Origin of the sequence: Pseudoalteromonas sp. SWXJZ10B (assembly GCF_015864475.1) — a bacterium.
In the GTDB taxonomy this organism is placed as follows: domain Bacteria; phylum Pseudomonadota; class Gammaproteobacteria; order Enterobacterales; family Alteromonadaceae; genus Pseudoalteromonas; species Pseudoalteromonas arctica.
The window spans coordinates 1-13,716 of the sequence record NZ_JADYXD010000016.1; the positions used below are offsets into that span (position 1 = coordinate 1).

Here is a 13,716-nt window from a genome sequence, read left to right on the forward strand (position 1 = left end):
GGTGGGCGCAGGAGGATTCGAACCTCCGACCGCTCGGTTCGTAGCCGAGTACTCTATCCAGCTGAGCTATGCACCCATACTTTAAAACTTTACAAAACACGCCATTAAAAGAAATGGTGGAGAGGGAGGGATTCGAACCCTCGATAGAGCTACAAACTCTATACTCCCTTAGCAGGGGAGCTCCTTCGGCCACTCGGACACCTCTCCGTCTTGTGGGGCGTATAATAAAGATTTCAGAAAATATGTCAAACACTTTTCTACCAAAAACGACTATATGGTTACAGATTGCACATATGCTTGGTTTAAAAGTGTAATTAGTTTGAAATTTAAGCGGGTTACGTATTTTTATTTGAAGGATTAACACCTAGCACAGGAACTAAGTCATCCGTTAACTGAGCCAAATACTGTTCTTGGTAACCTAATTGTTGAAATTCGGCAATACAAGCACGGTAGTAAGCATCTCGTTCTTGCTCTGTTGTGCATTCTTCTGATAAATCATCTACTCGTTTATCTTTCATACTATTATTCTAAGTCCTTTAAGAATCTATATTAACTGCTAAATACTAAGCAGTTTAAATTTCGTGCGTATTTTAGCTAAAACCTTTACATTAATACAACATATGTTTAAAAAACAATCATACTAAAAAGTTATAGCACTGTTAGTTTTAATATTGAAACTGCCAATAACAATAAATTAGCGAAGCTGAATTGCACATTAACCAGCACTAATAACTACATTTAATTTTTAGTGTAGTACTTATTAACTAAAATAACAAAAGCCGATTTAAAAAACAAAAAAACGCCGCTATTAAGCGGCGTTTATTAACTTACTTTGTTCTACCAAAAGCTTAGTCAGCTTGCGGACGCATATGCGGGAACAAAATAACGTCTTTAATTGTTGATGAGTCAGTAAACAACATTACTAAACGGTCAATACCAATACCTTCACCTGCAGTTGGCGGTAAGCCGTACTCAAGTGCGCGTATGTAGTCTTCATCGTAATGCATTGCTTCATCATCGCCTGCGTCTTTCTCTTCAACTTGGCGAGTAAAGCGCTCAGCTTGATCTTGTGCATCGTTAAGCTCAGAGAAACCATTTGCAAGCTCACGACCGCCAACAAAAAATTCAAAACGGTCTGTAACAAATGCATTGTCGTCGTTACGGCGTGCAAGTGGCGATACTTCCCACGGGTAGCCAGTAATAAACGTAGGTTGAATAAGCATGTGCTCTGCTGTTTCTTCAAATATTTCACACAAGAACTTACCAGGCCCCCAAACGCAGTTTTCTGGAATTTTAACGTGCACTTGTTTAGCGTACGCTTTTAATTCGTCAAAGTGGTTTTCTGGGTCATTAAATACCGCAGCATCAAACTCAGGGTTATATTTTAAGATAGCATCTGCCATGCTTAAACGTGTAAACGGTTGGCCAAAGTCGTACTCTACTGAGTCAATCACTTCGCCGTTTTCGTCTTTAGTTGTATTAACTACAACTGCACTACCAAGTACGTTTTCTGCAACTGTACGTAGCATGTCTTCGGTGATGTTCATCAGGTCGATGTAATCAGCGTATGCTTGGTAAAATTCAATCATTGTGAATTCTGGATTGTGACGCGTAGATAACCCTTCGTTACGGAAGTTACGGTTAATTTCGAATACACGGTCAAAACCACCTACCACTAAGCGCTTTAAGTAAAGCTCAGGCGCTATACGTAAGTACATGTCGATATCAAGCGCGTTATGGTGAGTTACAAACGGACGCGCAGATGCACCGCCAGGTATAACCTGTAGCATAGGTGTTTCTACTTCCATAAAGTCACGGTCTGCTAAAAAGCGACGAATGCCTTCAACTACTTGCGAGCGAATACGGAATGTTTCGCGCGTTGCTTCGTTGGTAATTAAATCAACGTAACGTTGGCGGTACTTTGTTTCTTGATCTGATAAGCCATGGAATTTTTCAGGCAACGGACGAAGTGACTTAGTTAATAATTGATACTCAGTCATTTCTACGTATAAATCGCCTTTACCCGATTTATTTAGCGCACCTTTAACACCAATAATATCGCCAGTGTCTAGTTGACCATATTTTTCTTTAAGATCTTTTTGAACATCTTTAGATGCATACGCTTGTACGCGACCTTTCATGTCTTGAATTACAAAAAACGGTCCACGCTTTGCTAAAATACGGCCAGCGATAGACACAACTTCTTGCATCTCTACTAATTCTTCTTTGCTCTTATCACCAAACTGGGCTTGCAAATCAGCCGTGTAATGCTCACGACGGAATTGGTTTGGATGACCGTTGGCTGGGCAATTTTCGCGTATAGCGTCTAACTTGCCGCGACGCTCAGCGATTAACTTGTTTTCGTCTTGGATTTTATCAGTCATTTTTTAGCTCTTTATTAGCTTGGTGGTTATAAGCCAGATTTAAGGCTGGCTTCAATAAATTTATCTAAGTTACCGTCAAGTACCGATTGGGTATTACGGTTTTCAACGCCTGTGCGTAAATCTTTAATGCGTGCGTCATCAAGTACGTATGAACGAATTTGACTACCCCAACCAATATCAGATTTAGCATCTTCTTGCGTTTGTTTTTCAGCATTTTGCTGTTGTAGCTCAAGCTCAAATAATTTAGCTTTTAGCTGCTTCATCGCTTGGGCTTTATTTTTATGCTGTGAACGCTCGTTTTGACACTGCACTACGGTATTTGTTGGTACGTGAGTAATACGAACCGCCGATTCGGTGGTGTTAACGTGCTGACCACCCGCGCCCGAGGCACGGTAAACGTCTATACGTAGGTCTGACGGATTCATATCAATTTCAATATTATCGTCAACTTCTGGGTATACAAACGCAGAAGCAAATGAAGTATGACGACGACCACTAGAGTCAAATGGACTTTTACGTACTAAGCGATGTACGCCTGTTTCTGTACGTAACCAACCGTAAGCGTATTCGCCAACAAAACGAACTGTTGCGCCTTTAATACCGGCTACATCACCGTCGGTCGCTTCAACTAGCTCAACTTTAAAGCCTTTAGCTTCGCCCCAACGTAAATACATACGAAGTAAAATATTACACCAGTCTTGGGCTTCAGTACCGCCAGAACCCGATTGTAAATCAAGGTAAGCATCGTTTGAGTCATGAGGACCTGAAAACATACGACGAAACTCTAAACCTTCTAATTGCTCGTTTAGATCAGTTAATTCGCTTTGCGCTTCGTCAAAGGTATCTTGGTCTTCGGCTTCTACTGCTAGCTCAAGTAAACCTTCAACATCATCAGTACCGGCTACAAGGTTGTCGATTGTTTCAACAACAGCTTCTAATGCAGATTTTTCACGGCCAAGCGCTTGTGCGCGTTCAGGCTCATTCCATACGGCTGAATCTTCAAGTTCGGCGTTAACTTCTTCTAGGCGTTCTTGTTTAAGAGCGTAGTCAAAGGTACCCCCGAAGCAATTCAGTACGTTCGCGAATTTCCTTGATTTGGTTAATCACAGGATTCACTTCAAACATGTACATCACTCCAAAATGGCTAGGTAATTGCGCCCCTTTAAATGGGATTTTCGCAATAAATTATCGTCAAATGATAAAAACGCCCGATTTTAACAAAAAACCGCGCGCTTTATTAGCATTTTATGCATGATATTACATATTTTTTAGTGCACTTTTTCAAGCTCTCTAACTATTAGCTGTAGCGTAAATTTACCTCTAAACTCATTTATATCTAGCTGATACGCTACTTTTACAAACTTAGCCTCAGTATCTGGCCATTCTTTTACATCAATACCAAAAGCAATGGCATCAACTAATCGACCTGATTGATGCTTTAACACGAGCTTTAAATGCTTTTCGCCTACTATGCGCTGCTGTATTAGTTCAAATGTATGCTCAAACACCGGCTCAGGAAATTGCTGCCCCCACGGGCCCGATTGCTTTAATAGCTGGGCAAATTCCATCGTAAAGCAGTCGTTTGGCAGCTCACCGTCGGTAAATACAATACAGCGTTTACTTTCTTCACTCAGTTGCGCGCTAACTGCGGCATCAAACGCTTTTTTAAAGTCGTTAAAGTGTTGCTCGTTAATACTTAAGCCGGCTGCCATGGCATGGCCACCAAATTTATTAATCAAGTGTGGGTCGGCTGTATTAAGCCCTTCGAGTAAATCGCGCATGTGTAGCCCTTCAATAGAGCGGCACGAGCCTTTAATTTCACCGTTTTCGCCACCAGCGAATATAACGGTTGGGCGGTGGTATTTTTCTTTTAAGCGACCAGCCAAAATACCAATAACACCTTGATGCCAATCGTCTTGAAACAAACAAATAGCATCAGGAATGTTATCGTCGCTAAATGCGAGCCTATCAAGCACGGCTTGCGCCTCGGCTTGCATGCCTTGTTCTATTTCGCGCCTTGCAAAGTTTAAGCTATCGAGCTCGCCGGCTATACTACGCGCTTGGTTTATATCGGTGCTAAGCAAGCACGCTATACCCAAACTCATGTCATCCAATCGCCCAGCTGCATTTAAACGCGGCGCAAGTGAAAAGCCAAAGTCGCTTGCGCTTAAGCGGGCAGCATTGCGGTTAGCCACTTCAATAAGCGCGGTAATGCCTGGGCGTGTTTTACCACTGCGAATACGTGCTAAACCTTGGTGTACTAAGGTACGGTTATTTGCATCAAGTGCCACTACATCGGCAACCGTTCCAAGCGCTACAATGTCGAGCAAGTTAGCTAAATTAGGCGGCGGTTGCTGCTCAAAATAACCTAAATCTCGCATTACGCTTCTCAGCGCTATTAATAAGTAAAAAGCAACGCCAACGCCTGCAATAGATTTAGACGGAAAATCACATTCATGTCTATTTGGATTTACTATTGCATCGGCATTTGGCAGCTGTTCACCTTGTAAGTGGTGATCTGTTACCAGCACTTTTATGCCAACCGCTTTTAAAATATCAATACCGGCAATACACGATATGCCGTTATCTACTGTGATCACTAAATCAGGTTTTATTTGTACTATTTGCTCAGCAAGCGCGGGGCTTAAGCCATATCCTAAGCTAAACCTGTCAGGAATTAAGTAATCTAAATGCTTAAAGCCAAACATCTCAAGGCCTTGCATTAATGTTGCAGTGCTTGTTGCGCCATCGGCATCAAAGTCGCCAACTATTAATATTTGGCTTTGCGCTTTTAATGCTTCAATTAATAAGTCGCTGGCTTTGTCGATGTCTTTAAACAATTTGAAGTCGTGAAGCGTAGCTACGCTGTTATTTAGCTCTTCGGCATTGAATACATTGCGGTTAGCATAAATTTGTTTAATTACAGGGTGTAAATTACTCGGCAGATGCGAGTCGTCAACGTTTTCACGCGCAATGATTAGTTTTTTCATGCAGGGTTTTAACTTATTGAGTCGTATTAAAAAGACAAAAAAAGGCCATTAAGGCCTTTTTAATAATAACTAAGCGTTTAATTACGACGCTTTGTTAGCTTCTAATGCTGCTTTTAGTGCTGCTGCTGGCTGGTAACCAGGGATCATAGTACCATCTTCTAAAATAATAGCGGGTGTGCCGCTAATACCAAAGCTTTGACCTAATTGGTAATGCTCTGCAACCGGTGCGCTACAGCCTGCAACTACTTTAGTGCTTGTGCCCGATTTAGCTTCTGTTAGTGCTTCTTGCTGATCGCGTGCACACCATACGTTCATTAAATCTGCGTAACCTGAACCTTGTAAGCCACCACGTGGAAACGCAAGGTACTTAACGGTAATACCCGCATCAAGTAAATCGTCTAACTCGCGGTGTAATTTACGACAGTAACCACAGCTAATGTCGGTAAATACAGTAATGCTGTGTTTTTCGTTTGGCGCTTTGTACACAATCATCGATTCTTCGTATTCTTTAAGACCTTCAACACGCACGCCATTTAATGCTTGCTCTGTTAGGTTATTACGATTATTTAAATCAATTAACGTACCTTGCATTAAATATTGACCGTCTGGACTTGCGTAAAGCACGCCCTTATTAGTGATTAATTCTTTTAAACCCGTTACTGGACTTGGATTAATTTGCTTTACAGTTACACCAAGCTCGGCAAATTTAGTAATAATAGGATCATTAGCATCTGGTGTTACAGCAACGCCATTTGCAAATGCACTAATACTTGTGCACAACATGGCACCTGCTAACATTAATTTTTTCATAACTTCTCTCTATCCTAAAAATACTTAATATATTGACCGGCTTAATGATATTTACTTTCAAACTTACGCACGCGGATGATGCTCTGCGTGTACCGACTTTAACCGTTCATTGGCAACATGGGTATAAATTTGCGTAGTTGATAAATCGCTATGGCCCAACATCATTTGTACCACACGTAAATCTGCCCCATGATTTAATAAGTGCGTAGCAAAAGCATGACGCATAGTATGGGGCGATAATGGAGACTCAACTGCTGCCAAAATAGCATAGTGTTTAATTCTATGCCAAAAGGTTTGTCGCGTCATGCCTACACCGCGTTTAGAGGGGAACACAAAATCGGTGGCATGTTTTATCATTTGCGCACGCCCACCCTTTAAAAATTGCTCAAGCCAATACATGGCTTCTTCACCCAGTGGAACTAGGCGCTCTTTATTACCTTTACCTTTTACAAACACCACTGCTTGCCGCAAATTAATTTGCTCCATGCGTAGTCCAACAAGCTCACTTACACGCAAACCCGTTGCATAAAGTAGCTCTAGCATGGCTTTATCGCGCAGTCCCATCGCTTCTTCGGTATTAGGCGCATTTAATAATGCCTCAACTTCGGCCTCTGAGAGTGTTTTAGGTAACGACTGCCCTGCTTTTGGCTGAGAAATATTTAGCATGGGAGTGTCGCTAATTAGTTTTTCGCGCACAAAGTACTGATAAAAACGCTTAAGCGCACTAATACTACGTGCAGTACTGCGTGGTTTTAAACCTAAATCAACTCGGTGAGCTAAGTAACTTTCTACATCAAGCCCGGTTACCGTCATTAAATTTTCGCCTTTTAAAAATAGGCAAAACTTATCTAAATCACTGCGATAAGCACTTAATGTGTTTTCGCTTACGCCTTGTTCTAAGTACAGGCTATCTAAAAAGGTTTCTAGGTAGTCGCTATTACTGCTCATACTGCTGTTATTTTCAAAAGAATCGTCAGATAGCGTTGTCACATTATGCTCTCATGCTTTGCTAAGGTATCAATTAAAAATACCTTACGGTAAACTTGAGCCTATCATATCAGGCAATTACACAGTGATAAATACGATGCAAATTGGTTTATTTTTTGGTTCGACTACGTGCTACACCGAAATGGCAGCAGAAAAGATTCGCGACATTATTGGTGCCGATATAGTTACCCTGCACAATATTAAAGACGAGCCACTAAAAAATGCAGAGCAGTATGACTTTATCATCTTTGGTATTTCAACATGGGATTTTGGTGAAATACAAGAAGACTGGGAGTCAAAGTGGGACGACATAGCCGACGTAAACCTAAATGGTAAAACCATTGCTTTATTTGGCATGGGCGATCAGCAAGGTTACGGGCAGTGGTTCCAAGATGCGCTAGGCATGCTTCACGACGAAATAAATACACAAACATTCACCCAACTTGGTTTTTGGCCAAACGACAGTAGCTATGAGTTTGAAGCTTCAAAAGCACTTTATAACGATGGTAAACAGTTTGTAGGACTCGCACTCGACGAAGACAGTCAATACGAGCTAAGCGACGACCGCATTGCAACATGGGTTGAACAGGTAATGACTGAATACGGCGAAATGCTTTAATTCACTTATCAATACTGACAAATAAAAAGTAAAAAGCCCGCAACTAGTTTAGTTGCGGGCTTTTTAATTAGGGCGTGTTGATCTTTGGTGGGTGAATTTGCAGCAGTATGTTTGGTTTTTAGGCAAGGCAGAGCCTATGTAGTGTGGTTATTCCCCATAAATAGGCGATAACGCAGCATAAATGCCAAACATGCACTGCCCTCTGGGTTCTTTTTAGGGGCGATCAACTCTTTGTTGCTCGGTTTTTACTTAGCCCACTAGGTTACAAACCTCGCGCCGCGATTTAATAGCCCCTAGATTGAACAAATTTCAATCCACAAAGATCAACACGCCCTAGCAATATGAGTAATTTATTGAAACGTCATAACATTGGTTGTTTGTGGGTAGTACCCATCGGCCATAACAATGTACGGTAGTAAATTACTTAACCATTTTTGCTGTACGCTTTCGCTATAGTTTAAGTAAAGCTTACCTTCGTGAATATAAAATGCTTCTGGGTCTATACCTACAGCGTTACCTTCATCAGCCATTGCATAAGCACACCAACCACCGTATTGCGGTGCATAACGCTTTGGATTTTCTGCAAATGTCGTTTTGTTTTCTTCACTCGAAAAGTGCCAGTTGGCACCTAAATAACTAAACGTGTATTTGTCGCTGCCTTTAACGGCTTTATTTTGCGTAAAATAAGCAACGCTGTCGTACCCTTTAATAGCCGTGTTATTAAACCAACCCGTATTTACAGCATCATCCTTTGCATTTGCCCCACCGCTTATTAACAGTGCGCTAAGCATTATTAAAGCAACTATGTACTTAATCATCTTTTTTCCTTTATTATTTACTCAAAATTGAATGCCAATTAAATATAGCTGGCTTAGTGAGTAAGAAAGGCAAAGCGCAAAAATGATTTCAGTTAATACTTAATTATTTAACGCCCAGTGATTAAATAAGTAGTAAAACTTACTCTACTTTTAGCCAATATTGGTTTCGGTAAAAAAAGCCAATGTAGCCGCGTACTTCAAGCTTTTTACCTTCCTCTTGCGGGGTTAGTTGTAAAGTATAAGTTTTGCCATTTGTTGGGTCGAGTATTTCACCGTCTCCCCAGATGCCATCATCCTGTGCTTTTACATCTTTAATAATAGTCATGCCTAAAATAGGCTGGTCTTTTAATTCATCATCGCATTTACTGCATATATCGTTTTGTTTTGCAGGATCAATGATTTTGTCAACGGTACCGCTTAATACACCGTTGGTTTGAGTAATACGTACATACGACTTAGCTTGGTTTGTATCTTCATCAATGGTTTTCCAAAGGCCTACTGGCGTAATAGCAGCAAACACACCTTGGCTTGCAAAAATGGTGGCTGTTAACGTGCTAAGTAATACTGATTTATTTAACTTTTTCATTGTGTTGCCTTTTAAATTAAGTGGCCAATGGCTAAATCATATCAGGTGATTTATAAACACACTATTAAAGCGCTGTACCTAAAACAATAACAAACCTAAACTAATAATCATTAGTTTAGGTTTAAGGATCTGTAGCATAAAAAACAAAGCAACGTATTACCTTACTTTAAAAACAACATCCCCTATTTTTAGATTTGAATATTCAGGCTCAACTAAAGATAATTCGTTATTATCAATCATATTTTTAAGATATCTAATCTCTTCAGGATTTTCGACATTCATATATCTTGAGCGCCACTTACCCATGTCGAATAACCAAAAATATGCGGTCGTATTTCCATTATTTTCGTCTATCACTATAAAATCTAGCTCATCATCATTGTTTAAATCCATGCCAATGAAATAGTAAGTATGTTCTTTTAAAGAGTTACGATCGTAAAAATGTTGATCAGAAAATACAGCCTCTATTAAATCTTGAGGTATTAGCGCTCGTGAAGGCCAAAATACACTGCGCTCAATAAAATCATCGACTGTGTGTTCAAGCGTTAAAGCAAACTCATTATTTACATACATCCTATCGATAATAGCGTATTGCTCTGGGTGACTCGTTTCAATTTTCTGTTTTAATAACTGCATAGCTAAATAACCTTGGCGACCTAAGCTGTGCTCAAAATAGTAATAGTCAAACTTTTCTATTGTTACTTTATCTGCATCTAAACGCGCTATTTGGCTGTTTGTAGATAAGCTTTGAAAATTTAATAAAGGGGAGTTAACAGCAAGCATACTAACGAGCACCACCCACCCCATCACAATATTTATTTTGCTAAGCGGCTCTAGCCAATTGTCTCGCTTTGTTATAATTCCAACAAGATAACTAAACGAAAAACACGCCAATAAAAACCAAATTAAAATACCCCAACAACGATCTACTGTTAGCCCATGCTGCTCTACCCGTAAGTAAATTCCATAGGCAGAAATAACACTATAAACTGGAAGTAACGCAACGCTTATAAAAACGAGTCGGTGCAAGAGCATGTGATAAGGGCGAACTGATGAGTCATCTTTATAAACAGTGTTAACAAAAAACAACGTGAGCACCTGCAGCCACATTACTAATAAACTGCCACTTCCGGTCTCCCATAATTTATTGAGTCCGGTAAAAGGAAGTGTTGCTAAAAAACCGAGAGAAATAACTGATAAAACAGGCAATAAAAACTTAATTAAAGTTTGTAGTAAAAAAGCGATATTATCTTCAATGTTCAAAAGCTTTCTAAATATGACACTCGCAAAGGCAAATGCGAGCGTTAAGGTTGGGATCCAAAACCATTCATTTCTTAGTAGCTCAGAGAAAAATTTTATATCTAAAATATCAAATAAAGCCGCACCTAAATTTAGAATTCCCCAAAAAATAAGTACAAACAGCCAGCATTCTCCAAATATTATAAAATTACGCCAAGAGAGCTTAAACAAACGACTGTAACTAACATTTTCTGAGCTACCAAATTGTTGTATGTACATAAGGCCTTTAAAGCCAGCTATTAAACTAGTAAAAATAAAAACTGACATTAAAGTGTTATTACTTACGTACTCTTGAGGCTCTTGCTGAAAGCCAGCATACGCCCCCAATAAAGATAACAACAAGGAAAAAGGAAGGATTAAAAGCAACGACGTTTTTATATTATTTTTATTAACGGTCATTAGCATTAATAAAGGAAAGCTCATAGAAAATGTAATAAGTGAGACTAACCATGTAGGGCTTGTTGCTGGCCACACATTATTTTCTATACTGCTATACAAAAGGGTAAGAGCAATAGCCTGTAGTACGGCAAGTATAATTATAAAAGATTTTGGTAACTGACTATCCATATCTGTTCTCAACAATAGGTTTTAGTCAGTTTGCGTTATTCGTTCCTATTTTACAATTGCTTCACATTTTCAAATAAAATGCTTTGCATAGGGCTATATAATCAGCAGTGTAGGTATTATCTAAGTTTCTAATACACAGGATTGATGATTCTATATCGCTTTTTACGTAGCTAAATGTCATTAAACTGCGGCTAATATCTTTATTGGGCGTGGCTTTTACTTGGCAATGAGTATTTAAATAAAGCCCATTTTGAGTAGCAAGCTCAATAAATAATGCGCCTTCAACGCTTGGGAGTATTAAGCTAAAGCGGGAACCACTATGGCTTAAATGTTTAAACGCATTAATTAACTCTTCAAAACTTAGGCCGTCGGTATGGCGTGCGGTATTACGCGCAACATTATCGCCTTTTAAACTGTGATTAAAATACGGTGGATTAGAGATAACCACGTCAAATTTAACTTCACTACTAAAGCGTTGAATAGTTTGGTGCGTAATACTTATAGTTGGCCACGGGCTATTAGCTACATTTTGTAATGCTTGGGTATAGGCGCTTTCGTCAATTTCTACCGCAGTTATATCAAGCTCATTACTGCGCTGCTTACACATTAGTGCTAGTAAGCCGGTGCCGGTGCCTATATCAAGTAACGACTTTGCACCGCTTAAATTAGCCCATGCGCCAAGCAAAATGCCATCGGTAGAAACTTTCATTGCACAGTGGTCGTGTTCAACTTTAAATTGTTTAAATACAAAACCAGACATTTTTTCACCTTTTCATTCACCAAGCGCAGCATAGCGCGTATAATCAGGGTAATTGTCCCTTATTTTAGACACTCTATGCAATTTTCTGAATTTGATCTTGATAACAAGCTACTCGATGCCATTAATAAAATGGGCTACGAGACGCCAACCAGCATTCAACAACAAGCTATTCCTGAAGCACTACAGGGGCGCGATATTTTAGCATCTGCGCCTACTGGTACAGGTAAAACAGCGGCATTTTTAATTCCGGCTATTCAGTACTTACTGGATTTCCCACGTCGTGACCCTGGTTTTGCGCGCGTACTCGTTATGACCCCGACTCGTGAGTTAGCTTATCAAATTCATGAACAATGTGAACTGCTAGCTAAACGCACACACCTAAAAATTGGTGTAGTAACAGGCGGTATTAACTACGGCACACATAAAGAAATTTTTGAAAAAAATAACGATATTTTAATCGCCACACCAGGTCGATTAATGGAATATCTTGAAACCGAAAATTTTCATGCTGAACACGTAGAAATGCTTATTATTGATGAAGCAGATCGCATGTTAGACATGGGTTTCAAAAAAGAAATGAGCCGTATTTGTGACGAAGCTAAAAATCGTCGCCAATGTTTTTTATTCTCAGCAACACTTGAAGGTGACAGCGTAGAAAGGTTTGCTGAAAAAACATTAAACGACCCAGCTCTATTAGAAGCCGAATCGTCACGTAAAGAAAAAGCTAAAATTCACCAATGGGTACATTTAGCCGACGATTATCATCACAAACTTGAATTATTAGTTAATACGCTAAAAAACCCTGACGTAACTAAAGCGATTGTGTTTGTTAAAACTCGCGAACGCTTAGAAACATTGATTGGCGAACTTACCACTAATGATGTAAAAGCTGCCTGGTTACGCGGCGAAATGCCACAAGACAAACGTATGAAAGCCATGGAAAACTTCCACAGTGGCAAAACAAGCATATTAGTTGCTACCGACGTAGCTGCACGTGGTATTGATGTATCTGACATCAGCCACGTTATTAACTTTGATATGCCGCGTACTGCCGACGTATATGTACACCGTATTGGTCGTACTGGCCGTGCTGGTAAAAAAGGGATAGCAATATCGCTAGTTGAAGCACACGATATTGGTATTTTATATAAAGTAGAGCGCTACGTTGAACAAAAATTAAAACGCCGTGTAATTAGAGGTGTTGAGCCACAGCATAAAGAAGCTAAGCCACCTGCTAAAAAACGTAAAGATCCAGTAAAAATGAAAGCCAAGAAAAAGGCTAAGGTTAAAAAGAAAAAGTAACCTAAAACATTTTTATACTAAGCCGACTTTTGTCGGCTTTTTAATGCAAGCCTTGCAGGCTCTGCTGTTTGTATCTGTTACATATGTAACCCAAGCATGTAACTCATACTCATTTAAATGTAATTTTTGCCCACCTGAATTCCCAATTAATAAAATTCCCTTATATTTCATAGCGTTAATATTGGCACCGAAATTGTAACTACAAAGATAACCTAGCCGATGGAATTTCCATATTGTGGCTGCACTATTCACCGTAATGTAAGGATTAAGTTATGAACCGCTTCAAGTTAACTATCGCTTTAGTATCATTTTGTTGTTTATTTTTATTAGCTTGCGCTACAAAAGTAAGTGCAGCAACCAACATGGCCGTAGTAAGCAGTGTAGCCACTCAACCTAACTTACAACAAGCTATCACCAACACCCTACGAACTAATCCTAACCTAGCGTTAAGTGATATTCGCGTGCAGGTAAAAAATGGTGAAGTAGATTTATACGGTGAAGCACAAACTGGTTTTCAGCGCGCACTGGCTCAAAAGTTTTTAGAAAATATGGATGGGGTTAAAATCATTCGTAACAAAATTAGCGTTATTTAAT

Annotated in this window: 13 protein-coding genes and 2 tRNA genes; 3 read left to right on the plus strand and 12 right to left on the minus strand. The window is 39.6% G+C overall.

What is annotated here, in order from left to right; all coding sequences use genetic code 11:
* Window positions 1-2: 2 nt before the first annotated feature.
* From I6F54_RS14070 to xerD, 8 genes are all read right to left on the minus strand, one after another.
* A tRNA-Arg gene (locus I6F54_RS14070) sits at window positions 3-76 on the minus strand.
* Between the two features lie 38 nt (window positions 77-114).
* Window positions 115-207, minus strand: a tRNA-Ser gene (locus I6F54_RS14075).
* A gap of 128 nt (window positions 208-335) precedes the next feature.
* Complete coding sequence (locus tag I6F54_RS14080; protein ID WP_165727226.1) at window positions 336-518, minus strand: hypothetical protein; 183 nt, start codon at window positions 516-518, stop codon at window positions 336-338.
* Window positions 519-848: 330 nt separating this feature from the next.
* A complete protein-coding gene (lysS, locus tag I6F54_RS14085) occupies window positions 849-2,384 on the minus strand; it encodes a lysine--tRNA ligase (RefSeq protein WP_165727225.1) in 1,536 nt (511 codons plus the stop codon).
* 26 nt (window positions 2,385-2,410) lie between these two features.
* A protein-coding gene (gene prfB, locus I6F54_RS14090; RefSeq protein WP_096058065.1) for a peptide chain release factor 2 occupies window positions 2,411-3,509 on the minus strand; the annotation gives its coding sequence in 2 pieces (ribosomal slippage) (window positions 2,411-3,433 and window positions 3,435-3,509; 1,098 coding nt in all).
* 143 nt (window positions 3,510-3,652) lie between these two features.
* Window positions 3,653-5,374: a single-stranded-DNA-specific exonuclease RecJ gene (gene recJ / locus I6F54_RS14095; RefSeq protein WP_024590719.1), complete on the minus strand. Its 1,722-nt coding sequence runs from the start codon at window positions 5,372-5,374 to the stop codon at window positions 3,653-3,655.
* Window positions 5,375-5,455: 81 nt separating this feature from the next.
* Window positions 5,456-6,184, minus strand: a complete 729-nt coding sequence (dsbC, locus tag I6F54_RS14100; RefSeq protein ID WP_007583768.1) for a bifunctional protein-disulfide isomerase/oxidoreductase DsbC — start codon at window positions 6,182-6,184, stop codon at window positions 5,456-5,458.
* A gap of 63 nt (window positions 6,185-6,247) precedes the next feature.
* On the minus strand, window positions 6,248-7,174 hold the full coding sequence (gene xerD, locus I6F54_RS14105; protein WP_024590718.1) for a site-specific tyrosine recombinase XerD: 927 nt from the start codon (window positions 7,172-7,174) through the stop codon (window positions 6,248-6,250).
* A gap of 94 nt (window positions 7,175-7,268) precedes the next feature.
* Between xerD and fldB the strand changes: the two genes are divergently transcribed.
* Complete coding sequence (fldB, locus tag I6F54_RS14110; RefSeq protein ID WP_197142019.1) at window positions 7,269-7,790, plus strand: flavodoxin FldB; 522 nt, start codon at window positions 7,269-7,271, stop codon at window positions 7,788-7,790.
* A gap of 350 nt (window positions 7,791-8,140) precedes the next feature.
* On the opposite strand, the gene I6F54_RS14115 is transcribed toward fldB, so the two are convergent.
* From I6F54_RS14115 to I6F54_RS14130, 4 genes are all read right to left on the minus strand, one after another.
* Window positions 8,141-8,608 carry a YHS domain-containing (seleno)protein gene (locus I6F54_RS14115; protein ID WP_007583762.1) on the minus strand — a complete coding sequence of 156 codons (468 nt, stop codon included), beginning with the start codon at window positions 8,606-8,608 and terminating at the stop codon, window positions 8,141-8,143.
* 139 nt (window positions 8,609-8,747) lie between these two features.
* The gene (locus tag I6F54_RS14120) at window positions 8,748-9,194 is read right to left on the minus strand and encodes a DUF2147 domain-containing protein (protein WP_197141951.1); all 447 of its coding nucleotides are present in this window, start codon (window positions 9,192-9,194) and stop codon (window positions 8,748-8,750) included.
* 156 nt (window positions 9,195-9,350) lie between these two features.
* On the minus strand, window positions 9,351-11,060 hold the full coding sequence (locus tag I6F54_RS14125) for a DUF4153 domain-containing protein (RefSeq protein WP_197141953.1): 1,710 nt from the start codon (window positions 11,058-11,060) through the stop codon (window positions 9,351-9,353).
* 61 nt (window positions 11,061-11,121) lie between these two features.
* Window positions 11,122-11,820 (minus strand): tRNA1(Val) (adenine(37)-N6)-methyltransferase, encoded by a 699-nt coding sequence (locus tag I6F54_RS14130; protein ID WP_197141955.1) that lies wholly within the window; start codon window positions 11,818-11,820, stop codon window positions 11,122-11,124.
* A 75-nt stretch (window positions 11,821-11,895) separates the two neighbouring features.
* On the opposite strand from I6F54_RS14130, the gene srmB reads away from it, so the two are divergent.
* Complete coding sequence (gene srmB / locus I6F54_RS14135; protein ID WP_007376476.1) at window positions 11,896-13,122, plus strand: ATP-dependent RNA helicase SrmB; 1,227 nt, start codon at window positions 11,896-11,898, stop codon at window positions 13,120-13,122.
* A 272-nt stretch (window positions 13,123-13,394) separates the two neighbouring features.
* Window positions 13,395-13,715, plus strand: a complete 321-nt coding sequence (locus I6F54_RS14140; RefSeq protein WP_010553266.1) for a BON domain-containing protein — start codon at window positions 13,395-13,397, stop codon at window positions 13,713-13,715.
* The last annotated feature ends 1 nt before the right edge of the window (window position 13,716 follow it).